Origin of the sequence: Variovorax sp. PvP013 (genome assembly GCF_050435945.1) — a bacterium.
GTDB lineage: Bacteria > Pseudomonadota > Gammaproteobacteria > Burkholderiales > Burkholderiaceae_C > Variovorax.
In genome coordinates this window covers 23817-48495 of record NZ_JBNDLF010000012.1, presented here as the reverse complement: position 1 = coordinate 48495, position 24679 = coordinate 23817, and the positions used below count along the sequence as shown (strand labels likewise).

Genomic DNA, 24679 nt, shown 5'->3' with positions numbered 1-24679 from the left:
TCGTCATTCCATGACCCGACTGTTCCTCGGCTGCATCGCCGATGACTTCACCGGCGCCACCGACCTCGCCAACAACCTCGTGCGCGCCGGCATGCGGGTGGTGCAGACCATCGGCGTGCCCGAGGGACCGCTCGACGGCGAGGCCGATGCGGTGGTGGTGGCGCTCAAGTCGCGCACCATCCCCGCGTCCGAGGCAGTGGCCGAGTCGTTGGTTGCGCTCGCCTGGTTGCAGGCGCAGGGCGCCGAGCAGATCTACTTCAAGTACTGCTCGACCTTCGACTCCACGGCCGAGGGCAACATCGGTCCGGTGACCGAGGCGCTGATGGACGCGCTGGGCACCGACTTCACGATCGCCTGCCCGGCCTTCCCGGAGAACGGCCGCACCGTGTTCAAGGGCTACCTGTTCGTCGGCGACGAGTTGCTGCACGAGTCGGGCATGCGCAACCACCCGCTCACGCCGATGAAGGATTCGAACCTGGTGCGCGTGCTGCAGTCGCAGACCGACCGCAAGGTCGGGCTGATCGATTACCGGACGCTGGCACAGGGCACCGACGCGGTGGCGGCGCGCATCGCGCAACTGCGTGCCGACGGCATCGCCATGGCGGTGCTCGACGCCACCAGCAACGCGGACCTGATGATGGTGGGTCCGGCCCTGAAGTCGCTGCCACTGGTCACGGCGGGTTCGGGCATTGCCATCGGATTGCCGCAGAACTTCGGCATCCACATGACAGCGGAAGCCTCGGCGTTGCCGCCTGCCAAAGGCTTGAAGGCCATCGTGTCGGGCAGCTGTTCGACCGCGACCAATGCCCAGGTGGCCAACTTCATCGAGCGCGGCGGCAAGGCATTCGCGATCGATCCGCTGCGTCTGGCCGATGGCGAGGATTTGATCAACGAGGCCTTGCGCTGGGCGCGCCAGCACCTGTATTCGGGTTCCATCCTGATCTATGCGACGGCGCCGCCCGATTCGGTGCGCGCCGTGCAGGCCCGCCTGGGCGTGGCCCAGGCCGGCGAGATGGTGGAGCACGCGCTGGCGTCCATCGCGCGCGGTCTGGCGCAGGCCGGGGTGTCGCAGTTGGTGGTGGCCGGTGGCGAGACCTCGGGCGCCTGTGTGCAGGCCCTGGACATCCACAGCATGCGCATCGGCCCGCAGATCGCACCGGGGGTGCCATGGTGTTATGCGACGACGGGCGACGCGGCAGAAGGTGCACTGCACATCGCGCTCAAGTCGGGCAATTTCGGCGCGGTCGACTTCTTCACCAGCGCCTTCGGCGTGCTGGCCTGAGCCGTAAAGTCGAGGGCCGTCCACGCCATGCCTGATCCCATCGCCATGTCCACGCCCACCGCGTCGCCCAATGTCAGCGCCCTCATTCCCACCCTGGCACGCCGCATCGTCGAGATGATCCGGCGCGAGGGCTACCCCGTCGGCCACCGGCTGACGGAGCAGGCCCTGTGCGACGAACTCGACGTCTCGCGCTCGCCCGTGCGCAAGGCGTTGCAGTACCTGCAGGAGTCCGGCGCGGTGACCTCGGAGCCCAACCGCGGCTTCCAGGTCGCCAAGATGCCCGCCGAGCTGGGCGAACTGGACTTCGCGCCCAACCCGGCGTCGGAGGAGGTGATGTACATGCGCATTGCCAACGACCGCATCAACGGCCTGATCGCCGACGAGATCGTCGAGAACGACCTGATGGAACGCTACGGGCTGGCGCGCCTGCAGGTGCAGCGCATCCTCAACCGGATGGCGCGCGAGAGCATGATCGACCGCAAGCCCGGTCGCGGCTGGATCTTCCGTCCGCTGCTCAACAACGTCACCTCGCACCGCGAGAGCTACCGCTTCCGCATGATCATCGAGCCCGCCGCCATCCTGGAGCCGGGCTACCAGGTCGACGTGGCGGAGCTGGAGAAATGCCGGCGCGAGCAGCAGGAGCTGCTCCAGGGCGGCATCGAGCGCTGCACGCCGACCGAACTCTTCCGCGCCGGCGTGCACTTCCACGAGACCGTGGTCGCCGGCGCCCACAACCGCTTCCTGCTCGACTCGCTGCGCACACTGAACCAGATGCGCCGGGTCGTCGAATACGGCACGCGGCTCGACCGCGCCCGGCTGCATCGCCAGTGCGAGGAGCACCTGGTGATGATCGATCTGCTCGTGGCCGGCGAGCGCATGGAAGCTTCCCAATACCTGCGCCAGCACCTGAACACGGCGCGCATCACCAAAATCGGAGACGCCAGTGGCGATGAACGAGAACAAGGCACGTGAGGAAATCTGCCGTGTCGGGCGCAGCCTGTTCGAGCGCGGCTATGTGCACGCGACCGCGGGCAACATCAGCGTGCGGCTCGACGAGGAGGAGGGTGGCGGCTTCCTGATCACGCCCACCGACGCCTGCCTGGGTTTCCTGGCGCCGGAGCGCCTGGCGAAGCTCGACGCCGAGGGCCGGCAGGTCAGCGGCGACCGCGGCAGCAAGACGATCGCGCTGCACCGACGCATCTACGCGGCCAGTGCGAAGACCGACGCGCCGGGCCGGTGCGTGATCCACACCCACAGCACCCATTGCGTGGCCCTGACGCTGCGCACCCGCGCTGCGAACGAACTGCTCTCGGCCCTCACGCCGTATTTCGTCATGAAGGTCGGCCACGTTCCTTTGATCGACTATGCGCGGCCGGGCGACACCCTGGCGGCCGAACGCGTCGAGCGCGCCATCGCGCACTACGCCGCGCTGGGCACACCGATCCGTGCCGTCATGCTCGAGCGCCTGGGTCCCAACGTCTGGCACGACTCGCCCGCCGCCGCGATGGCGACGCTGGAAGAACTCGAGGAAACCGCCCGGCTGGCCCTGCTGGTCGGCGTGGACACCGCGCCGCTGGCCTCGGCGCAGATCGAGGAATTGCGCACCACCTTCGGCGCGGCCTGGTGATGCGCTTCGGTCTGGTGGCCAACCGGCTGCACCGGCAGCAGGCCGGGGGTGCGCTGGGATGGTGGGCCGGGCAATGCGAATCCGGCATCCGGGCCCTGAATCTGGGTCTGGAAGCCGTCGGCGGCACCTACGACGCCCTGGCCCGCCAGCGGCTCCTGAGGAACTACCCGCCGCTCGTGGCGCTGCCTCATGGCGGACAGGGCGGCTTGATGCGGGTGGTCTCGCGCATCTCCGGCGGGCTGGACCGTTCGGCGGCGCTCGATGGCGCGATCTACCTGATCGATCCGGCCGATCCGTCGTCGCTGTATCCGGAGGCCCTGGCGCTGAAGCGCCAGTGCGTGACGCACGGCAAGCCGTTCATCGCGACCGCCGCCGGCGCGGTCGAGTGGATCGCCATCGAGCTGGCCCTGGCCGGCCATCCGACCGACACGACCGATCCCGCCTGGCACGACCTCGCCGGCAAGACCGTGGCCCTGATCGCCCACGACGCCCACAAGCCGCGCATGGTCGAGTTCGCGGCGCGGCACTTCGATCTGCTCTCGCGGTTCGCGTGCCGCGTCGGCACCGGGACCACGGGCGGGCTCCTCAACGAGATGGCCTGGTCGCGCGGCTGGCCGGCGGACCGGCCCTGGGTCACGCGCTACCTCAGCGGCCCGTTGGGCGGTGACGCCCAGATCGCCGAACTGGTCCTCGACCGCCGCTGCCAGAAGGTCATCTTCTTCGAGGACCCGCACGTTGCCCGGCAGCACGAGGCCGACATCCAGCTGCTCGAGCGCGCGGTGGGCAGCGCGACCCACGAAACCACCTGCTTCAATTCCCCGGTCATGGCCGAGCGCTGGGCCCGCGCCATGGCACTGACCCACTGAACTTCCCCAGACTTGCCATGTTTGCCTATGTCGGATCTCGAACCACGCGCGAGCGCAATGCCCGCGGCGAAGGCATCAGCGTCTATCGCCTGGATCCCGCACAACGCGCGCTGGAACGCGTGCAGCTCGTCGCCGACCTGGTCAACCCGTCGTTCCTGGCCCTGAACGCGGCAGGCACCCGGCTCTACACCCTCCACGGCGACGGCCACGAGGTGTCGTCGTTCCGGGTCGATTCCCGAGAGGGCGGCTTGACGCTGCTGAACCGGCAGGACTGCCAGGGCAGGAACCCGGTCCATCTGGCCCTGGATGCGACCGAGCGATTCCTGATCGTCTCGAACCACCTGTCGGGCACGGTGGCGGTGATGCCGATCGCCGAAGACGGCTCGGTGGAGCCGGTGTGCCAGCTGGCCGAATGCACCGGCACGCCCGGCCCGCATCGGGTGGAGCAGCCCTTTGCCAAGCCGCACTTCAATGTCTTCGATCCGAGCGGGCGCTGGATCGCGGTGCCGGACAAGGGTCTGGACCGCATCTTCATGTTCGGGTTCGAGGACGGGCGCTTGATACCGGCTCAACCCGAAGCCGCGATCGCGCGCGAGACGTCCGGACCGCGGCATCTGGCGTTCCATCCCCTGCGGCCCTGGGCCTATGCCGTGAACGAACTCGATTCGACGGTGACCGCCTATGACTTCGATGCCAAACGCGGCACGTTGGAAGCTTGGCAGATCCTCTCCACATTGCCAGACACCTTCACCGGCAACAGCCGGGCCTCCGAGATCGCGATCGATGCACGAGGCCGACACCTCTACGCCTCCAATCGCGGTTTCGACAGCATCGCCGTCTTCGCCATCGATCGCGACAGCGGGCGACTGACGTTCGTCGAAGCGGTCGACACCCAGGGCCGGACGCCGCGCTTCTTTGCCCTGTCTCCCAACGGGCAGACGCTTTTCGCGCTGAACGAGGACAGCGACTCGATCGTCGCCATGGACGTCTCGCCCGACACCGGACGGCTCACGGCGACCGATGCGGTCGTGGCCTGCGGCAGTCCGGTGTGCATGGTCTTCTCGCCGTCTTGAGGCATCTCGCCATTTCCCCATCGACACCTGGAACACATCCCATGGAAAAAACCACCGACCTGAGCGACGCCCAACCCGATGCCCGCGTGCTGCCGCCGATCTTCCGAGACTTCGGCGGTCGTCTGCAGTTCGAAGGACCGGCCCTGACGGTCTCGTGTTTCGAGGACAACTCGCGCATCAAGGAACTCAGCCAGACGCCGGGCAACGGCCGCGTGCTGGTGGTCGACGGCGGTGGCAGCCTGCGCTGCGCACTGCTGGGCGACATCATCGCCATGGACCTGGTGAAGAACGGATGGGCGGGCGCCATCATCGACGGCTGCGTGCGCGATGCGGCCATTCTGGGCACGCTCGCATTGGGGGTGAAAGCACTGGCCGCCCATCCGCGCAAATCGCTCAAGCGCAATGAAGGCTCCGTGGGCCAGCCTATCGTGGTGGGCGGCATCCGCATCGTGACCGGAGATCGGATCTGCGCCGATGAGGATGGCGTGATCGTCCTGGTCCAGAGCTAAAACCTGCCGTTGTCGTGATGGGGGTGTCGCCAATCAGTTTGCGAGTGGCGACGACATGCGCGTCGGTCGGGGAACGCCGACGCACGCTGACCCTGGCCCTGATCCAAACCGACAGGTTGCGGACCGGATCATGCGCAGGCGACCGTCGTCGAGCAGCAGTTCGGCGCCGGGCGTCAGCGCCGCGAAGATCTCCGGGTGCGGCAGCGGCGCGCGGGTGGCGTCGCCGGGCTGGTCGCGCGCCAGGTCCAGGCGGAACGCCGCGCCCTCGACCAGCTGGACCGGCCCGTCGGCGAAGGTGCCCACGCGCAGCTTGGGTCCCTGCAGGTCGAGCAGCACGCCGATCGGGCGGCCCAGGTCGGCCTCGACGGCGCGGATGGTGTCCAGGCGCGCCTTGTGATCGGCGTGCGTGCCGTGGCTGAAGTTCAGCCGGAACACGTCGGCGCCGGTGCGCACCAGGGCCTCGATGGTGGCGCGGTCGGCGCTGGCCGGACCGAGGGTGGCGACGATCTTGGCGTTGCAGGGGCGGTGTTGCGTCATGCTCGTTCTCCAGTGGCGCCATCGACGACGATGACGCGAAACTCGTCGTCCGCGGTCAGCCGCCGAACCACTTGGCCGGCACGGTCACCAACCACGGGAACAGCACCATCAGGAACAGGATCGCGAACTCGGCCAGCATGAACGGAAGCACGCCCTTGGTGACCTCGTCCATCTTCATGCGCCCGACCCCGGCCACCACGTTGAGCACCGTGCCGACCGGTGGCGTCACCAGGCCGATCGAGTTGTTGATGATGAACAGGACGCCAAAGTAGATCGGATCGATGCCGGCTTCCTTGATCACCGGCATCAGCACCGGCGTGAGGATCAGGATGGTCGGCGTCATGTCCATCGCGGTGCCCACCAGCATGCAAAGCACCATGATCGCGATCAGCAGCAGCGTCTGGTTGCCCATGAACGGCCTGAGAAGGTCGATCACCTTGCTCGGCAGGTCGGCCACCGTGATCAGCCAGGCCGAGACCAGCGCCGCGGCCACCAGGAACATGATCACCGCCGTGGTCTTGGCCGCGCTCACGAACACCGCGTAGAGCTGGCCGAGCTTGAGTTCGCGATAGACCACCGTGGCGACGAAGAAGGCGTACACCGCCGCCACCACCGCTGCCTCGGTCGGCGTGAACACGCCGAAACGCAGGCCCACCAGGATGATCACCGGCAGCATCAGCGCCCAGGTGGCACTGCGCAGCGCGGCCCAGATCTCGGCGGCGGACTTGCGCGGCGGCGGCACGATGTCCTCCTTGCGCACCAGCCACATCCAAGTGAGCCAGAGCGACGCGCCGATCAGGATGCCCGGGAAGATGCCCGCGAGGAACAGCTTGGAGATCGACACGTTCGCTGCCACGCCGAAGATCACGAAGCCGATCGACGGCGGGATCACCGGCCCGATCACGCCCGAGGCGGCGATCAAACCGCCCGACCGTGCCTTGTCATGACCCGCCGCCACCATCATCGGCAGCAGCAGCGCGGTCAGCGCCGCCGCGTCGGCCACGGCCGAGCCCGACAGCGCCGACAGCAGGATCGCCGCGACGATCGCCACGTAACCGAGGCCCCCCTTGATGTGGCCGACCAGGGCGAGCGCGAAGTCGACGATGCGCTTGCTGAGCCCACCGACGTTCATGATCTCGCCGGCCAGCATGAAGAAGGGCACCGCCAGCAGCGGAAAGGAATCGGCCCCGTTGATCACGTTCTGCGCCAGGATCTGCGCGTCGAACAAGTCCAGGTGCCACATCAGCGCGACGCCGGTGGCGAGCAATGCGTAGGCGATCGGAATGCCCAGCGCCATGGCTCCGATCAGCGCGCCCAGAAAAATCGCAATCGTCATGGCTTGCTCTTCGGATGGTTGTCGAGGGGCTCGGGGGTGCGAGCGTTCTCTTCGGCGAGCTGGTGCTGCAACGCTTCCAGTTCCGCTGCTTCTTCGGATTCCGTGACCATCACCAGCTCGTCGTCGCGCACCTGGCCCGACAACACACGCCAGAGTTGTCGCAGCAGCAGGAATCCGGCCGACACGGCAAACACCACGCCGGCGGCGTAGAAGATGCCGACCGAGGCCCCCGTGACGGGCGCCTCCACGTCCATGTTGATCTTCACCTGCGCCAGCGCGCCGGAGAACAGCAGCCAGGTGATGTAGAGCATCAGCACCAGGCCCAGCACCATGCATGTCTTCTTGCCGCCTCGCGACAGGCGCGACACCAGCATGTCCGTGCCCAGGTGCGCGCCTTCCTTGAGCGCGACGATCGCGCCCAGGAACACCAGCCACACGAACAGCCAGCGCGAGACCTCCTCGCTCATCGTGATGCCGGTGTTGAAGGCATAGCGCAACACCACGTTGCCGAACACCAGCACCACCATGATGGCGAGCGCCAGGGCGCTCAGGGCGTCGAGCAGCTTGCAGTAGCCATCGACCAGTTTGTCTACCATTTCTTGTTCCTCACGCCGTTGTCGCCTCGCACCTGGGGATGCTCGTTACCTGCGAGCCTTCTCGATCTCGGCGTAGAGGTCGTTCACCAGGGTGCCGCCGACCTGCTTGCTGTACTTCTCCACGACCGGCTGCACCTTGGTCCGGATGCGATCCATCTCCGCCGGGGCGATGTTCGTCACCTGCATCCCGGCCGCCTTCAGGGCTTGCAGCGATTTCTCGTTGAACTCGCGATTGACCCTGCGCTGATAGACGGCCGCTTCGAGCGCGGCATCCTTCAGGATCCTGGCTTCGTCGGGCGACAACGTGTCCCAGAATTTCTTGCTCGCCAGCAGGATGAGCGGCGTGTAGTTGTGCTTGGTGACGCTCACGTACTTCTGCACTTCGAAGAACTTCGCCGTCTCGATCGAGCTGAACGGGTTCTCCTGGCCATCGACCGCCTTCTGCTCGAGCGCGGAATAGAGCTCGGTGAAGGACATCGGAACGGCGTTCGCGCCCAGGGCGTTGAACGTATCGATCGCTACGGCGTTCTGCTGCACCCGAAGCTTCAGGCCCTGGATGTCTTCCAGCTTCGTCACGGGCCGCTTGCTGTTGGTGAGGTTGCGAAATCCATGCTCGAACCAGCTCAGGCCCACGAGGCCTTTCGCCGGCAGGCGGTCCAGATACTGTTTGCCGACGGGGCCGTCCACGACCACGTCGACTTCCTTTTCGTTGTTGAACAGGAACGGCAGATCGAGTGCGGCGAATTCCTTGATGTTGCCGACGAGCTGCGGCGTCGCCATCGCCGACATCTCGATCGTTCCGCCTTGCAGGGAAGAGACGACCTGCACCTCGCCACCGAGCTGGCCGCTGGGGTAGAGCTTCACCTTGATCTTGTTGCCGCTGCGCTGGCCCACCAGTTCAGCGAACTTTTCCGCGCCCAGGCCTTGCGGGTGCTTGAGGTCGTAGATCACGGCGTACTTGATCGTCCGCTCCTTGATGTCGGCCGCGAGTGCACCGCCGGCGCCGGTGATGATCAGGGTGCCGAGCAGGCACGCGAAAAGGTTCTTCAGCTTCATGGGATGTCTCCTTGGTTGTTGGTCGTTACAGGCCCCGGGCGCCCGAGGCGAGGAAGCCCCCGTCCACCGGCAGCGTCACGCCGCTGGTGAATCCGGCGTCCTCGGAGACCAGATACATCACGGCGGCGGCGATCTCGCCCGTCGTGCCATAGCGGTTCATGGGGATCGCCTTGCAGTACTCGCTGCGGAACTGATCGGTGTGCAGCACCTGCGTCATCGGTGTGTCGACGGGGCCTGGTGCCACGGCATTCGCGGTGATGCCGTGCTCGGCCAGCTCGACGGCCATCTGACGCGTCAGCGCGATCACCGCCCCCTTCGACGTGCCATAGGCCGTTCGGCCGCTGCCGACGGCGCGCATCCCCGCCACCGAAGCGACGTTCACGATCCGGCCCCACTTGTGGCGTTGCATCAGGCGAGCCGCGTGCTGCGCACAGAGGAAGGCACCGGTGACATTGACGTTCATGGTCGCCACGAAGTTGTCCAGGGGAAATTCGAGGAAAGGGAACACCTTGGCGATGCCGGCGCTGTTGACCAGCACGTCGCAGCGCCCATGGCGCCGCTCCGTCTCCGCAAAGGCCAGCTCGACCGACCGTGAGTCGCTCACGTCGATGGCCTGGGCATGTGCCTGAAGGCCCGACGATCGCTGTCGGGCCGCGGTCTGCTCGGCCGCGTCCAGGTTCCGGTCGGCCACGATCACCACCATGCCGGCGGCGGCAAGCCGCTGGCAGACGTCCGCGCCGATGCCCATGGCGCCGCCCGTGACGAAGGCCACGCGTTGTTCGGTAGGTTTTTTTTCCATGTCGGTTGCTCCAGTTCCAAATCGGGTTGCTGTTCGCACTCAGGCCGTGAAGCCACTTCCTCTGAGCGCCTTCACGAAGTAGTCGGCGCCGCCCATCTGGCCGCCCTTCAACGCGAGTTCCAGGTCTTGCAAATGCGGTTCGCTGGACAGCAGCCGGCACAGCGGCGCCCCCGGTGCCAGCCGCGCACGGATTTCCAGGGCGGTCGGCGCCAGTACCTCCGTGATGCGACTGGAGGTGTCGCCGCCCGAGAGCACGAGCCGTCGCAGCGGATGGGCGCGCACGATCGCTTCCACCACCTTGCCGAGCCGATCGCTGACGAGGCGACCGCCGTGGTGCTTCGCCTCTTCCGCGCTGTGGCCTTGCGATCGAAGCGACTGGATCAAGCCGCCGATGCGAGGGTCGCGCGGACCTCGTGCCGTGTGCATGACCACGCTCGCGCCCGTCGCCAGGGCTTCGACGACGTGTCGAACCAGCCCATCGGCCGCCGCGTCGGACTGCGACGGCTCGCTCAGTGCTTGCACATCGACCGCGATTTCGCGGAAGCCGTGCTCCACCGCCTTCTCGATCTGCGTCGCGCTCAGGGGGGAGGCGCTGCCGGATACCACCAGCACCTGGTCGACCGGATCGAAACGAGCGTAACGGTCGACATCCGGGTCAGGAGCTCGACGCTCGTCCTGGCGCCAGTGGCGTGTCAGTCCGTATTCGACGCCCGAGCCGCCGATCACGAAGAGCGGCGTGTCTGCGGACGACGCCATGTGCTGCACGCACGCCCCGGCCTTGGCGAGGTGTTCGTCGTCCCACCCGTCGAAAACCACGGCCTGGCAGACGGGCGCCATCGCGGTCACTCGCGCTGCAAGGACATCGGCCGGGGCGTCGAATGCCGTCAGGGGCAGGGAGCCGATGGTCAGCGCCGTCTGGCGGCCCAGGTGCTGGATCAGGTCCGATTCGTCCATCGGCGTGACCGGATGCACGCTCATGATGGGATGCCGATCGATGCGATACACCTGCCCGTCGGTGCCGGAGCGGGCGAAGAGATGCCCGAAGAAGCAGTAGCGGCCCAGCGCCGGCGTCGCTGCCACGATCGGAACCAACGGCTGCCCGAAGACTTCGCGAGCCAGGTCCAGCACGCGGCCGATGCTGCCGGTCGTCGGTGCGCTGTCGAAGGTCGAGCAGACCTTGTAATGCACCAGGGATGTCGGCAAGGCGGCCAGGTCGGCCAGGACGGCCGGCATGTGCGAATCGAGCTCGGTCGACGTCATGGCGCGGGTGTTGCCGGCGATGCCGATCGCGTCGAAGCGTCCCAGCGCATCCATCTGTGCCTGCGTCGGAACCCGCAGGAACAGCGCGCAGCGCAAGCCGCCGAACGCCAGCACCTCCAGCGCGTCGGTGGAGCCGGTGAAGTCGTCACCGTAGAACGCCAGGCGCAGCCGGGCGGTCGGCGACCCATGCGGCGTGCTCATAGGACGCCGAACTGCACCATCGCCTTTTGCAGCGCCGGATGGCTCGAGGCGTACTGCTTCAGGTCGATGCCCTGGGAGGCCGCTTGCCATCCTTCGCGCATGCTGGCGACGCCCGCGGCGATGCCGTCGGGATGGCCGATGATTCCGCCACCGGCCAGATGCATCAGGTCGGTGGATTGCAGCTGGTCGAAGAGGTCGGGTGCCTGGCCGGCCCATTGACCGGAAGAGAACACCGGCATGACCGGCGCGACACCGGCGAAGGTCGAGAGGCAGGACTTGGCCGAGGCGATGACCGACTCGTCCGACTCCCAGAACTTGCTGCGAATGCCATTGACGTGCAGCTGATCGATGCCGGCCAGGCGCCAGATCTTCTGATACGCGGCGAAGGAGAAGCCCAACTGCGGATCGCGCGTCATGGCGCCCCATCCGTTGCGGTGGGCATGGATCGGCAATCGGCTGTGTCTGCGCAGATGCTCGACGCCCGAGAAGCCGACCCAATTGACGCTCACCATGACGCAGGTGCCACCGGCTTCCAGCACCTCGTCATGGCGGCGCAGCATCTCGTCGATGCTGCCCGAGATGTTGATGGCGTACATCGGCTTGCGCCCCATGCGGTCCGCATGCCGCTGGATGACCGGCATGACGGCCGCGAGGCGTTTCGAGAACGGCGCATAGGGTGGGTCGGCCAGCAGCTCGTCGTCCTTGATGAAGTCGATGTCCGCTGCGCAGAGCGAATCCACGATCTCTGCGGTCTGCTCGGGCGTGAGACCGATGCTCGGCTTGATGATGGTGCCGATGATCGGGCGCCCATGAACGCCGGTCAGCTCGCGCGTTCCGGGGATGCCGAACTGCGGTCCCACGAACTGGCGGGCATAGGACTCGGGCAGGTCGATGTCGAGCAGGCGCATGCCGGTGACTTCGCCCAGTTCGAACAGATTGCCCGCAGCCGTCGCCAGCAGCGACGAAAGGTTCGGCCCGACGTTGTCGATGGGAAAGGCGATCTCGATTTCCGCCCGGCTGAAGACGCTCCTGTGCTGACGGCGCTCGACGAAAGCACTGGTCAGCGACGGTTCGAGCACCGGCGGCAGCGGGTCGATGCGCACGACGCGGGCGCGCGAGCGCTGCTTGAGTTCGTCGGTCTCGCCCGGCAAGGACATGAATGTGCCGCTGGACTGCTCGCCGGCAATGGTTTCTGCAGCCTTCTCGATCGGTACCGAGGTTTCGACGAAGTACTTGGCCGTGAATTCGGGTCTGGGCGGGTGCGAGGACATTGGTGAAGGTACCGCGTTGTGTGAGTTTTCTTCAGCTCGGGCTGGCAATCGGAATCTCGATTGAAGCGAAGGTCTGAATGCTTGAGAGCGAAGTTATCGCGTCGACACGGCTCGCACAAACGATATGATTTCTGTCACTTGTGAGAAAAGTGAACAGCTCATGCAGGAAAACCCGCAGTGGAGAAACGCCATGCGAACACCACGTCCCTCGCTCAATGCATTGCGGGCCTTCGAAGCCACGGCACGGTTGAGGAGCTTCAGCGCAGCGGCCGACGAGCTGTCCGTCACGCACGGCGCGATCAGCCGGCACGTGCGCGCGCTGGAGGAAAGTCTGGGAATGCCACTCTTGAAGCGCGACACCCGATCGACCGAGGCCACGATGGAAGGCGCACGACTGGCCGACAGCCTGACGTCGGCCTTCAATCTCATTCAAGCCAGCATCGAACAGTTCAGGCCGGGCCCTCTGACGCTGTCATGCTCAGAATCGATCATGATGTATTGGCTGATCCCCCGGATCGCGCGGTTCCATGAACGGCATCCGGCGGTCGAGCTGCGATTCAACATGAGTCATGGACCGATCGACTTCATGCGCGACAACATCGCACTGGCGCTTCGTCTCTCGACGATCGAGCCACCGCGGGACGCACTGGTCAGCGATGTCGTCGCCGAATGGATCGGTCCCGTGTGTTCGGCGGAATACATGCAGACTCACCGGCTGACATCACTGCGTGACCTCGGCCGCGTGCGGCTGCTCACGTCCAAGACGCGGCCTGCTTCCTGGGCCCAGTGGTTCACAGCCATGGACCTGAAGGGCATCGATTCGACGACGGAGGACTTGTTCGACCACTTCTACCTGTTGATTCAGGCGGCGAAATGCGGACTGGGCGTGGCGAACGTTCCCAGGATGCTGGTGCGCGACGATCTGAGCAATGGTACGTTGGTCGCTCCGTTCGGCTTCGTTCCCGGACCTCACAAACTCGTCCTGTGGACAGCGCCGCACATGGCTTCGAGGTCGGAAATGGTTGCCTTGGAGGACTGGATCAAGGGTGAACTCAGAAGATCCGAGAAGGATGGTTAGTCGTGCTTCCTCGATCATGTCGTCACCGTTGCGTATTCCTGAATTGAATGCGGTGGCTTTGACTCAGACGAACGCGCACCCCGCACGATGTTTCGGCTGTGCCCGGCTGGGCGAACTCGATGATGCTCGACACCCGGACTTGCGGTTCGAGCGTGCGGCCACGAGCGTGAGGTGACCCTGACATGCCACGCAGGCAGAACCGTGATCTGAAAGTTCCTGCTGATGGAGGCTTGCTTCGATGGATGGAACGATGTGCTGGATCGCTTGGTTCTCGGTGACCGGGCACTTTTCGTGGAAGTTTGCTGGAAGCTTAAAAAGCACGGTGCCGATTCGGTCGCTGGTTCACCGAGCCGCGGGTGTGCGTCGCGATCCTCGATAGGTTGACCCCGTTGGGCACACCTGGGACCGTGCGAGTGGCGTGACTCCGTCGGGGGTACGAGGCACTGCGGCCCGACCCAGGCTGATGTAACAGTGCCGGTGCGCAGTACGACTTCGTGAGGGGATGAAGCACTGCAGCTTGCTGGATGAGACCATGACGCCTGTCTCTCCGGCGGATGCCTTTCAGCGCTCTGGATCGCGGGCCATGACGATCCACGCCGCACCGTCGATCAGCAACGATCGCTCGCCGGGGCAACTCGCGAAGGTGGCACGAAGCGTGGTTCAGGCGCGCGGACTTCGTCGGGCTGGACAGCCAGGGCGCGCGCCAGCGGACCGTTCTCGATCGCAATCTTCACCGCGTCGTCGATCGCCGCATCCCGCGTCTGGCCCGTGCCGAAAGGGACGGAAGCGTCAAAAGGCGTGATGGCGATCGCGGTGAAGCCGGCCGCCGTCAGGACGCGCGCCATCCGCTCGCGGTCGCCGAACGAGAACGGACCGGGCGCGTCAGGAGCAAGTCGGTGTCGGCCATGATCGCCGCCGACCGCGATTTCCACGCCTTCGTCTACGCCCTGTCCGAGAACGCGCTGATCGCTCCGAGCATGGAGGCGCAGTGGACCTCCACGCAGCGCGTGGTGGGCGAGGTGCTCATGCGCGTCGAGAAGCCGCGCGACATCTGGAACCAGCACGAGGCCATGCTGGCCGAGGTCGCGCGCGGCCAGGGCGCGGTCGTGGAGGAACTGGCGCGCCAGCATGTGCTGCAGGCCGCCCACTTCATGATCACGCGCCTGCGCAGCCTCGCGCACGAAAGAGGCGCGGCTGGGCAGAGGAAAACGATCTGCGCTTTCCGCAATACAGAGGGAGATGACACCGTCGGTGCGCTCAGTTCCGATGGGTCGATCAGCTCGGCGGGTCGAGCCTGAGTCCGGCGGACCTCACGACCGGCGGCCACCGCGCCAGTTCGACGGCGACCCGCCTGCGCAGGTCGTCTGGACTGCCGCCCAGAGGCATGCCGCCGAGTTGGCCGATGCGGTGCCGCACGTCCGCGTCGGCCAGGACCCTGTTGGTGCCCTGGTTGACCCATTCGACGAAGTCCCGGGAGACGCCGTGCGGCGCGAAGAAGGCCGCCCAGGCCGTGACCGCGCAATCGGGATAGCCCTCCTCAGCGATCGTCGGCACGTCCGGAAGGGCCGATTCCCTCTGCGCCGCCGTCACGGCCAGCGGCCGGACTTGACCGCTGCGAACGAAGGGCAGGGCCGAGGCCAGAGGCTCGAAGCTGTAGTCCAGCCGACCGGCGACCACATCGATGATGGCGCCGCTCTTGGCGGGCACGTGCGTCGTCTCGATTCCGGCCGCGCGGTTGAACAGCACGCCCGAAAGGTGCGCCGTCGTTCCCACGCCTTCCGAACCCATGTTCAGCGCGCCGGGGCGCGTCCTGGCGAGCGCGACGAAATCCGCCAGCGAGCGAACCCCCAGCGCGGGATTGGTCACCATGACGTTCGACGAGGACGCGACACCGACGACCGGCTCGAAATTCCCGACGGGGTCGTAGCCGGGCCGGCTGTAGATCGCGGGATTGATGCCGTGCGTGCCCGCAGTGCCACAAAAGAGGTGGGTGCCATCGGGCGTCTCGTGCGACGCGCTCGCCGCTCCGACGCAACCGCCCGCGCCGGGACGATTGTCGATCACGACGGGGGTCGCCAGATGCTGGGAAAGGCGCGCGCAGACCAGCCGGGCCAAGGCATCGACGGAGCTGCCCGCGCTGAAGGGAACGACCATCCGGATGGGGCGGTGGTCCGCGGCACGGGTCATCGTCAACGGCATGGTGAGCGTCAGCCCCAGGCCTGCGGTGAACGCGCGCCGGTGGATGTCGGGGCTCTTCACGAGCCCTCGGCTTCCCGACGGTGCGCGATGGCCGGCGGCACACCGAAGCGGCGCACATAGGCGGCCTTGAAGCGCCCGGGATGGGTGAAGCCGTGGAGGCGCGCGACGTCCATCGGTTGGAGCGTCCCGATCCCCGCTTCGAGCATGGTGCGTACCGCTTCCAGCCGAATGCCGTGCAGGGCCGCCAGGGGCGTCGTAGCGCGGAACCGCCGGAAAGCGGCATGGAGGGTGCGCAGGCTGCATCCAGCCGCGGCGGCGACATCGGTCAGGCACACGGGTCGGGCGACGTTCTCGCGCATGAACTCCTCGGCGCGCTTGATGTGGCGTGGCACGGCGGTGCCATGGTGGCGTCGGCCCATGGCCGCGGTGAGGCTGTGCGGCACACCGTGGAGCAAGGCATGCACCCACATGTCGGTGAAGCTGTCCAGGGCCAGCGGGTTGGACGCGAGGCCGTCGGGCTGGGCCAGTTCGTCGGCGAGCCATCGCATCAGGCGCAGCAGACTGGCGCCCGTCCCGATCGAGAGGTCCAGGCCGGGCTGGAACGCCAGCGGACGGACCCGTGGCGTATCGAGGAAGGCAGCCAGCGTCCGCTCGACGCGGGTGGCATCGACCCACACGTTGAAACGCGCGTTGCCGTCACTGCTGTGAAAACGGGTTCCGGGATCGCCGCGCAGCACCAAGCCATGGTTTCCGATCGCCTGGAAGGACCGGCCGTCCATCGTTCGCAATTCCAGCGATCCGGCGAGCATCGTGCTCACGCAGATCCGGTCGACACCAGGCTGCACGATCTCGACCTCCGTCGCATGGCGGTCGGCGACGTAGGCCGGCATCAGGTCGCCCGCCATCCGCATCGCCAGTCGGGTCAGCACGTCCGTCGTTCGACCGGGCAGCCTGTGACGCAGCCGGTAGCGGTGCGCGTTGTTGCTGCGGGGAAAACGCCGGCTCACGCTGGAATCCCGGCCCAGCTCGTCGGGATCGTGCACGTCGATGACGAGGAAGCTTGCCAGCAGACCGGGGGACAGATGCAGCATGTTGTCGTAGGCGGGCGATGGGTCGCCGACGCTGAGTTCTGGTCGAATTCTGCAGTGAAAAGTACAAATCCTGCTGACTTTGCTCGCCCCCGGCGCGGCAAGCTTGTGACGCGCATCGACCTTGCGCACGATCGCCTCATGCGCCACTTCCAACTCGCCCACGCCCGCATGCGTCACGACGCGGCACGGCATCGGGCAGGGCGGCTCGTGGCAACGACGGCGCTCCGTGATGCGGTCGAGCTCGAATGAAAAATGGATCGCGCGGGCGCGATGGCGTCGTGGAAGCCGAATCCGACACGATGCCCGACGTCGACGCCGTAGCGAGATGGCGCCTGCCTTTGTCGAGATGATTCGAAAGTCATGGGTCCGATGCGTTGCCTGTGGCGCCTGATCAGGTTCGGCTGTTGCAGCGGGCTGTTCGTCATGCTGTGGGCGTGTGGCGGCGGCAGCAGTGGCAGTGGCAGTGACGGTGCAAGGTCGCTGAGCGGGGCCGAGACGCCACCTTGCGACGCGGACACCTCGGCGCTGGTGTCGCGCATCTACGTCGACAGCCGCTCCGACCTGACCCAGGGCTGCGGTCTGAGCATGGTGACGGCCTGCCAAACCATCCAGCAAGGCATCGCGGCCTGCGGCGACACGGGTTGCGGCGTGCTGGTGCGACACGGCCTGTATCCGACATCGGCAACGATCGAACTGCGCCAGGGCGTGAACGTGTACGGCGGCTGCCGTTTCAACGGCGAGGCCGACCTCGGCTATCGGACCATGATCCAGGCCGCTCCGCCGCCGGGCTCGCCCGCGCTGCGGGCCAGCGGCATCGACGCACCGACCGGGGTGCACGGCCTGGCCGTGTTCGGCAAGAACGAGACGGCAGCCGGCAGTCCCAGCATCGCGTTGCTCGTGTCCGACAGCAAGGGGTTGGTGCTGACCGACTCCACCTTGGTGGGCGGGCGCGGTGGCGATGGCGGCACGGCCAGCGAATCGCCCGTCGGGGGCCATGGCGGCGACGGCAGCCCGGCGCCGGCCCGCTACACCGGCGGTGCGGGCGGCCTGGCCTGTCCGTCCCAGCCACCGGCAGACGGTGCCGGCACAGGCGGACGCGGGGCCGACAGCAACCTGCTCTATACCGAGCATCGTGGCTTGCTCAACGCCTATTGCCGGAGTGTCAACCAAGGCGGCATCGGGCCCGACGGGCAAACAGGCGCGCCCAGCGGACGCGCCCTGGGTGGACCCGGTGGCCCGCCCGGCACCCCAGGGTGCATCTGCGTCGGTGCGCCGATCAATGTCGCAGGCATCGCGCCACAGGCTGGCAGCGGCGATCCGGGACGTTGCGGCGCCACGGCGCCCTCGCTTGCCGATCCATGGGGCACCTTGTCGCGTGCCGGATGGTCGCCGAATCGCGGCAGCAAGGGCTTGCCCGGAGACGTCGGCGCGGGTGGTGGCGGCGGCGGCGGTGGCGGCTACTCGGCGGGCGCGACCAACGAAACCGACCTGAGCGGCTATGCCGGTGGCGGTGGCGGCGGTGGGGGCTGCGGTGGCCCGGGTGGCGTCGGAGGCCTTCAGGGAGGGGCCTCGATCGTCGTGGTGCTCGCGGGTGCGAGCGCCATCGACCTCGGCCAGCGCAATCGATTCATCGGCGGCCCGGGTGGTCTGGGTGGGCAGGGAGCCCTGGGTGGGCAAGGTGGACCGGGCGGTTCCGGCCAGGCGGGCCGGGCGGGTTTCGATCAGTTCCAGCCGTACTGCAACGAGAAGACCGCTGCGCCCGGGACCGGCGGCCGTGGCGGCGACGGCGGCCCCGGCGGCTCGGGCAGCGGCGGCTCGGGAGGCAACGGTGGACCCTCCATCGGCATCGCGCGGGTAGCGGGTGCGGCGGTTACAGCGAGCGTGCCGGACCTCTATCCCGGCATGCCCGGCGATCCCGGCCACGGCGGCACCGTCGCCAAGCTCAGCGCGTGCCCATCCGGCACGGGCACCGGCAGCGACGGCCGTCCGGGCGGCGTGGCAACGATCGTTGACTTCGATGCCTTGCCGGTGGGAGGCGCCAACCACCTGCGGAGCACGCCATGACGCGGCCGCGCGCCAGGCACGCGAGGTGGCCGTACCGCGGCGGTTTCGCGCTGGCGTGGGGGCTCGTTGTCGCGAGCAGCTTCATCGGTGTCTCGGTGCCGTCGCAGCAGAGCCCGCCGTCCCCCTGCCCGGCGAGCCAGTCGGCGGGAGGCCACGACTATCACGGCCTCACGCTCACCAAATGCAACTTCAATGGCCGAGACCTGCGGCATGCCGACTTCACCGGCGCGACGCTCGACGCGGTGGTCTTCATGCACGCCGACCTCTCCGATGCCGACTTCAGCGGTGCAACGCTCAAGGACAGCGGCAAGGCGCTGCCCACCGACTTCAGCTACGCGAACCTGACCCGCGCCAAGTTCATCGGCGCCAAGTTCGAAGGCCGCACCTACCTGACCCAGGCGACGCTGGACTGCACCGATTTCTCGAAGACCGACATCAGCCAGGGCCACGCGATCTTCGGCGACCACGCCCTGACCCTGGGCGATCCGCAGGTCTGCCGCACCCGCTTCCAGCACGCGGTCATGAATTGCGAGTTCGTCGCTCAATGGAATCGACTCGATCTCACCAGCGCCGATCTGTCGCAATGCCTTCCCAAGGCCATGCTGATGGGCCTCGATCTCAGCTACGCGATGCTCGACAACGTCAATCTGTACCAGGCGAACCTGGAGGGCACGACGCTCAACGGCGCCCAGCTGCACGGCGCCACGCTCAGCCAGGTCAACTTGAAGAATGCGAAGCTCATCGGCGCCCAACTCGGCATACCGCCCGGCGGTCAGCCCAGCGGTCAGCGGCCGGCCACCTTGATCGGCGCCTATGCACCCGGCGTGGACTTCACCAATGCCGACCTGCGTTCGGTCGATCTCACCGGCGCCCATCTCTATCGCAGCGCGACACGCAGGGTGGATTTCACCGGGGCCCGCCTGGACTCCGCCGACTTCTCCCAGGCGCTGCTGCCCGAGGCGGTGTTCACGGGCAGCCTGACGAGCGCGGTCTTCAACCAGGCCGTGCTGGTCAACGCGGTGTTCCCGGGTGCCGATCTGACCAACGCGAAATTCGTCGGTGCCTATCTGCAAGGCACGGACTTCTCCGGCACGGCGCGCATCGTCGGCTCGTCGCTCGGCGATTCGGCGCTGTCGGACCGCGCGGGCGCCTGGTCCTATACCGACAAGGACGGGACCCCCACGGTCTATGGCTACAAAACCAGCGTGCTGGGCGCCTTCGCGACCCTGGAGGGGGCGACCTGCCCCAGTGCCACCCCCAGTCCCTGCACCGGTACCAAGCTGACACCGTCGGGCACCGGGCCTTATCCCGCGCAGCCGGCGTGCACGCCATTGCCTCCCGACTACGACAACTGCCTGCCGCCAGCGCAGTCGACCCAACGCGGGACCGCCGATTTCCCGTCACGAGGGCTTCGATGAAACAGCCGACATTCCGTCCGGGCCGACGCCGGTTCCTGCGTGCTTCCAGTGCCTTGGGGCTGGCCGGCACCGCGCCACTGCTGGTGGGTTCCTGCGGTGGAGGAAGCAACGACGACGCCGGCCGGACACCGGGCAACGGCACGCCACCGCCCACGGCCGAAGGCCGGGAACGACGCACGCTGCATTTCGATTTGTCTCACGCCGCGATGGTCGAACCTCGATTGCAGGTGCACCGCAGCGCCCACCATCGGGCGCTGTTGACAGCGCACACCGCCGCCTCCCGAACCCTGGCAAGAGCCGCGGATCCAGGCCTCGGCCCGGTCCCCGACGCGGCGTTGACCCATTACGTCGTCGATGTCGACCTGCCGGCCGACGCACTGCAAACCGTCTGGGTGACGGGCCGCCACCCGACGACGGACGAACCGGTGCTCGGCGGCGCCTTCATCGCCGTGCCGCGTTCGGCCCAGGCCATGGTCAGGCAGCGCGCGCTGGCCGCAGGGCGGGCAGGGGGTGTTCCCGAGGTCCCGCTCGATCCCCACATCAGGCCGGTCGATGCCGCGACGCTGCTCGTCTTCCATCACCCGGACCTGATGAACCTCAAGCCCGACCTGGGGGGCGACATCCTGCAGCGCATCCAGCAGCTGCCCTGCACCGATGCCGGAGGCGGCTGCCTGCCCTACCTGAGCACGCTGTCGGAGCAGATCGCGCTTCGGATCGGCATGCACGGCTACCCGAGCACCACGCCAGGGAGCTGGTGCACGCTGATCCCGATGACCGACGCGGACGGCCGGCCGTCCATCGACGCCCAGGGCCAGCCGCGTTACCGGTTCGAACTCCAGGAGGACATCGCCGCGGCCGTCGGCGAAGTGGCCAGGAACATCCTGCTGAACGTGTTCGACGACCCGCTTTTCGAGGGCACCAACTGGCACGACACCGAAGGTCTCGCCAACGTGGACGTACCGGCTCGCACGGCCATCGCCGCGGCCGCCGCCGAGGTCTTCGATGTCGCGGCGTCGCAGCCCGTGGGCAGCAGCTTCGACGGCATCCGGGTGATCGACCTGCGGGTGTCGGATCCGGCCGAACGCATCGTCGAGATGACGGTCAAGAACGACTACCTGCGATTCCTGTCCATCTACGTGCAGTACCTGGACGGCCAGCAGAAGCCCCTGCCGGTCCTCGCCCCGGACGCCACCGACACCGGACGGGCCAAGTTCGTCCGCATGCTGTTGGCCAACAACCAGCTCATGGGCATTCCATTCCAGGGCAACGACGTCCCGAGCAACAAGTTCAGCTTCAAGATGCCCGCGGCGGCGGCATCGGCGGTCGTGATGTTCGGCGGCGCCGGCGTCGGCGGCGACGCCTTCGCGCCCGAGGCCGTGACCGGATCGTGCCTGACGCTCGCCTTGAACATCGGCCTGCCGACCCTGCTGCTGGCCGAAAGGGTCTATGCCAACGTCAGTGTCGGACTGAAGGCGATCTTCGAGGACAAGGAACTCATCGAGAAGCTGCTGACTGGTTTCCTGAAGCTGATCGCCAAGTCGACGCCGAAGTTCGCCACCGGCATTTACGGCGGCTTGAGTTCGGACAGCTGCAAGCCGATGTTCCTGGCGTTCGCGCCCCTGGCCCTGTCGATGCTGCTGAGCAGCATGCCGGCGCTCGTCAAGCTCCTGGCGACGACCGTCACGGTGGAAGAGATGCTAGAAGCCGTGCCCTTCGTTGGCATCGCGGTGCGGGTGCTGGCGACGCTGGCCGATCTCGCCGCCATCGCCGTCAGCGTCGGCGAGGTCTGCGCCAGCGCGGCGATCAGCAAGAACACCGTCTCGCTGAAGATGGCATCGACCGTCCGGGTGTCGCGCGACATTCGCGATTTCCAGTTTCCCGCGTCGGCCCGTCGCTACGTGGTGGAGGCCGTGTACGACGGCGGCGCGATTCCGCTGCGCGCCGAAGGCACGATGGACGCCGGCACGGCCGGTCCGATCGACGTCGTCCTGCCGCAGGTGGCTTCGGGCGGCCAGGTGGTCGTCACGGTGTCGATGTACTCGGCGACCGATTGCCTGGTGGGCTACGTCAAGAGTCAGCCGATCGTCAACCTGCCGGCGACGGCCGGCCTGATTGCACTGTCGATCGTGGAGACCCTGGCGCCGCTGAACGCCCAGACTCAATACCAGCACGCGCAGATCCTCGGCCATGTGGCCGGTAGACGGAGCTGGCAGGCGGGCCCGGCGCCGACCCAGACCGCGGCCTCCCTGTGCGCGGGCGCGGATGGCGCGATCTGCTCGCTCGACGGCATCACGGTGCACACGCCCACCGGCATGGTCGGCTATGGCTACTTCGCCGGTGGCCAGCCGCTGCCCCCATGCGGCGGCGCGACCGGCACCGGTGCCCTGCACGTGATCCAGAACGAATCGGTCGCCGCCGATCCCGACGGCGCGTTCAAGCTGTCGCCCTGCGGCGGGACGCAGCCCCTGGGCATCGTCTACGACGCGCAGGGTCCGGCGGTCGGGGGCCATCACTTCTTCGTCCAGCCGGGGGCCGACGGGTTCTATCTGAAGACGGTCGAGCTGGCTGCGGATGCGCCGTTCGACTTCGACCAGCCCCTGGCCTGGGGACGCTTCAAGTTCGCCCAGGACTCGCTCGCGGTGCTGCCCTCGGGCTATGTGGTCGGCGTCAATCGCCGCACGCACAAGATGGAGGTGCTGACATTGCCGACGGCGCCCGTCGACAGCGCCCGAGCCCCGGATGCGGTGCGCTTTGCCCACATGCGTTGCGGCAAGGGCCGCCAGCACGGCCGTCTCGACACGCCCGTCGCCGTCGCGACCTCGCGCGGCGCGGTGCTGGTGCTCGAACAGGGCAACGCACGCATCCAGGCGCTCAACCCATCGGGCCACTCGGTCAGGCTGTTCGCCGGCAAGACGACTTCGATCGTCCGACTGCGCGCCGAGACCGACGTGACCTACCTCGACCTGGCCGTCGAGGGCGCAGGCTACATGTACGTGCTCTCCCATGTCGGCCAGGGTGGCGGCGTGTCGGACTACCGGCTCGACGTCTATACGCCCGACGGTGCCTTCCTGAATCGCACCACGGGGCTGGCCGCCGCGCGGATCACGGTCGACATGTTCCGCGTGCTCTACACGCTCAATTACGCACCGATCCCGGGATCACCGAGGGTCGAGCCCTCGCTGTCCAAGTGGAATCCGTCCGCCGACGCCACCTGCGCGAAAACGCCGTCGTTCGCCGTCTCGGACATCGCCGCGCACCGCGAGTGCGGCTCGATGTCGCCGGTTTGAGGGCGCCGCGTCGCCAGCGCTCCATCCTCCCTTCGAATGCCCCTCCACCACGTCCCCTGACCTCAGTGAGAAAGAGCCGCTCCATGACCACGCCCCCGATCCACAGAAGAACGGCGCTGCGCGCCTTCGCCAGCACCATCGCCGCCCCGGCCATCGTCGCGTGCGGCGGGGGCGGCAGCGGCAGCACCTTCGCGCAAAGTGCGCCAGCCAGCGTCAACCAGGCCATCGCGGAGTACGCCCGCATGGCGCCGCAGACGTCCTCGGCGCTCGTGCGCGTCGAGGCGCCGACGGGCACCTGGTCGGCAGGCCACAACGTCGACGCCAGGCTGTTCATCGCCAGCAGCGTCAAGACCTTCATCCTCGCGCAGTTCCTGCGCGACGTGGAAGCCGGGCGCGATGGCGTCACCGAGAACACGCCCTGTGAGGTCAGCGACCGTTTCCGGACCCTGGGGTCGCCGGTCCTCGACGATCTCGATGGCACGTTCGCCTACCGCTACGCGCTCGAGGCCATGATCGCGCACAGCGACAACATGGCGACCGACATCGTCCTCGCGAAAGTCGACGCCGCCCGCGTGCGAACGCTCATCGCACAGGCGGGACTCACGCAAACGCAGATTCCCGCTTCGACGCGGCGGCTGTTCTCCTACCTCGCCGGAGCGCCCATCGGCACCGACCTCGGCTGGGACGGCATCCGGCGCATCGCCAGTGGCGAGTCGCTGGGACTGACGTCGCGCACCGACGTCATCAACGCGAACGAGTCGATGGTGAGCACGGCCAGCGAGATGGTCGCCTGGTACCAGAGGGCCCTGGCCGGACAGTTCTTCCAGAACGCCGCGACGACGCGCGAGTTCAAGCGCATCTCGGCGATGGCCAACGCGCTGCCCCTGGTGGTGCCTGATGACACGCCTGCCTACGGCAAGGGCGGAAGCATCGACTGGGAGGACTTCCACGTGATCAGTCTGGCCGGTCAGATGCGCGTGCGCGACATCCCGGTCAGCTTCAACTTCACCTTGAATTGGACCGGAGGCTCATTGACCAGCGTATCCCGCGTACCCGAATTCGGCAACGCGGTGAGCCAGGTGCTGGCACAGGTCGACAAGGCGCTGCGGGCCGGCTGAGCCTTCACCGG

20 protein-coding genes and 2 pseudogenes are annotated in these 24679 nt (G+C 67.3%); 12 read left to right on the top strand and 10 right to left on the bottom strand.

Annotated features, from left to right (window positions below; all coding sequences use genetic code 11):
* Positions 1-10: 10 nt before the first annotated feature.
* Genes otnK through rraA form a run of 6 tightly spaced genes read left to right on the top strand, consistent with a single transcriptional unit; the run spans position 11 to position 5357 of the window.
* Positions 11-1282 carry a 3-oxo-tetronate kinase gene (otnK, locus tag ABID77_RS20785; protein WP_429600022.1) on the top strand — a complete coding sequence of 424 codons (1272 nt, stop codon included), beginning with the start codon at positions 11-13 and terminating at the stop codon, positions 1280-1282.
* Positions 1283-1327: 45 nt separating this feature from the next.
* Positions 1328-2254: a GntR family transcriptional regulator gene (locus tag ABID77_RS20780; protein ID WP_429600019.1), complete on the top strand. Its 927-nt coding sequence runs from the start codon at positions 1328-1330 to the stop codon at positions 2252-2254.
* Positions 2232-2909: an aldolase gene (locus ABID77_RS20775; protein WP_429600017.1), complete on the top strand. Its 678-nt coding sequence runs from the start codon at positions 2232-2234 to the stop codon at positions 2907-2909. Before ABID77_RS20780 ends, ABID77_RS20775 begins: the two co-directional genes overlap by 23 nt.
* Positions 2909-3775 (top strand): methylglyoxal synthase, encoded by an 867-nt coding sequence (locus ABID77_RS20770; protein WP_429600154.1) that lies wholly within the window; start codon positions 2909-2911, stop codon positions 3773-3775. Before ABID77_RS20775 ends, ABID77_RS20770 begins: the two co-directional genes overlap by 1 nt.
* Positions 3776-3792: 17 nt before the next feature.
* On the top strand, positions 3793-4848 hold the full coding sequence (locus ABID77_RS20765) for a lactonase family protein (RefSeq protein WP_429600015.1): 1056 nt from the start codon (positions 3793-3795) through the stop codon (positions 4846-4848).
* A 41-nt stretch (positions 4849-4889) separates the two neighbouring features.
* A complete protein-coding gene (gene rraA, locus ABID77_RS20760; RefSeq protein ID WP_429600012.1) occupies positions 4890-5357 on the top strand; it encodes a ribonuclease E activity regulator RraA in 468 nt (155 codons plus the stop codon).
* 129 nt (positions 5358-5486) lie between these two features.
* On the opposite strand, the pseudogene ABID77_RS20755 reads toward rraA, so the two are convergent.
* The 7 genes and pseudogenes from ABID77_RS20755 to ABID77_RS20725 form a co-directional block, all read right to left on the bottom strand.
* A pseudogene (locus tag ABID77_RS20755) lies at positions 5487-5894 on the bottom strand (pyruvate kinase); the annotation flags it as partial.
* A 55-nt stretch (positions 5895-5949) separates the two neighbouring features.
* Complete coding sequence (locus ABID77_RS20750) at positions 5950-7230, bottom strand: TRAP transporter large permease subunit (protein WP_429600010.1); 1281 nt, start codon at positions 7228-7230, stop codon at positions 5950-5952.
* Positions 7227-7826 carry a TRAP transporter small permease gene (locus tag ABID77_RS20745; protein ID WP_429600007.1) on the bottom strand — a complete coding sequence of 200 codons (600 nt, stop codon included), beginning with the start codon at positions 7824-7826 and terminating at the stop codon, positions 7227-7229. The genes ABID77_RS20750 and ABID77_RS20745 overlap by 4 nt, the downstream gene beginning before the upstream one ends.
* A gap of 45 nt (positions 7827-7871) precedes the next feature.
* Entirely contained in the window at positions 7872-8882 is a 1011-nt protein-coding gene (locus ABID77_RS20740) for a TRAP transporter substrate-binding protein (protein WP_429600005.1), read from the bottom strand.
* 25 nt (positions 8883-8907) lie between these two features.
* The gene (locus ABID77_RS20735; RefSeq protein WP_429600002.1) at positions 8908-9681 is read right to left on the bottom strand and encodes an SDR family NAD(P)-dependent oxidoreductase; all 774 of its coding nucleotides are present in this window, start codon (positions 9679-9681) and stop codon (positions 8908-8910) included.
* 39 nt (positions 9682-9720) lie between these two features.
* Positions 9721-11142, bottom strand: a complete 1422-nt coding sequence (locus ABID77_RS20730; protein WP_429600000.1) for a four-carbon acid sugar kinase family protein — start codon at positions 11140-11142, stop codon at positions 9721-9723.
* The gene (locus ABID77_RS20725) at positions 11139-12413 is read right to left on the bottom strand and encodes a ribulose-bisphosphate carboxylase large subunit family protein (protein WP_429599998.1); all 1275 of its coding nucleotides are present in this window, start codon (positions 12411-12413) and stop codon (positions 11139-11141) included. The genes ABID77_RS20730 and ABID77_RS20725 overlap by 4 nt, the downstream gene beginning before the upstream one ends.
* Before the next feature lie 160 nt (positions 12414-12573).
* Between ABID77_RS20725 and ABID77_RS20720 the strand changes: the two genes are divergently transcribed.
* Positions 12574-13491: a LysR substrate-binding domain-containing protein gene (locus ABID77_RS20720; RefSeq protein ID WP_429599995.1), complete on the top strand. Its 918-nt coding sequence runs from the start codon at positions 12574-12576 to the stop codon at positions 13489-13491.
* 561 nt (positions 13492-14052) lie between these two features.
* Here the strand turns inward: ABID77_RS20720 and ABID77_RS20715 are convergent.
* Positions 14053-14378 (bottom strand): annotated as a pseudogene (locus ABID77_RS20715) (SAM-dependent methyltransferase); the annotation flags it as partial.
* 18 nt (positions 14379-14396) lie between these two features.
* Between ABID77_RS20715 and ABID77_RS20710 the strand changes: the two are divergent.
* Entirely contained in the window at positions 14397-14789 is a 393-nt protein-coding gene (locus ABID77_RS20710; protein ID WP_429599993.1) for an FCD domain-containing protein, read from the top strand.
* Here the strand turns inward: ABID77_RS20710 and ABID77_RS20705 are convergent.
* Positions 14767-15750 (bottom strand): Bug family tripartite tricarboxylate transporter substrate binding protein, encoded by a 984-nt coding sequence (locus ABID77_RS20705; protein ID WP_429599991.1) that lies wholly within the window; start codon positions 15748-15750, stop codon positions 14767-14769. The genes ABID77_RS20710 and ABID77_RS20705 overlap by 23 nt on opposite strands.
* Positions 15747-16973: a helix-turn-helix domain-containing protein gene (locus ABID77_RS20700; protein ID WP_429599989.1), complete on the bottom strand. Its 1227-nt coding sequence runs from the start codon at positions 16971-16973 to the stop codon at positions 15747-15749. The genes ABID77_RS20705 and ABID77_RS20700 overlap by 4 nt, the downstream gene beginning before the upstream one ends.
* Positions 16974-17141: 168 nt before the next feature.
* Between ABID77_RS20700 and ABID77_RS20695 the strand changes: the two genes are divergently transcribed.
* The 4 genes from ABID77_RS20695 to ABID77_RS20680 all read left to right on the top strand — a co-directional run bounded on the left by ABID77_RS20695 (position 17142) and on the right by ABID77_RS20680 (position 24668).
* Positions 17142-18845 (top strand): hypothetical protein, encoded by a 1704-nt coding sequence (locus ABID77_RS20695; RefSeq protein ID WP_429599987.1) that lies wholly within the window; start codon positions 17142-17144, stop codon positions 18843-18845.
* A complete protein-coding gene (locus ABID77_RS20690; RefSeq protein ID WP_429599983.1) occupies positions 18842-20263 on the top strand; it encodes a pentapeptide repeat-containing protein in 1422 nt (473 codons plus the stop codon). Before ABID77_RS20695 ends, ABID77_RS20690 begins: the two co-directional genes overlap by 4 nt.
* Positions 20264-20598: 335 nt before the next feature.
* Positions 20599-23550, top strand: coding sequence for a hypothetical protein (locus tag ABID77_RS20685; RefSeq protein WP_429599980.1), 2952 nt, complete (start codon positions 20599-20601; stop codon positions 23548-23550).
* A gap of 83 nt (positions 23551-23633) precedes the next feature.
* Entirely contained in the window at positions 23634-24668 is a 1035-nt protein-coding gene (locus ABID77_RS20680) for a serine hydrolase (RefSeq protein ID WP_429599978.1), read from the top strand.
* The last annotated feature ends 11 nt before the right edge of the window (positions 24669-24679 follow it).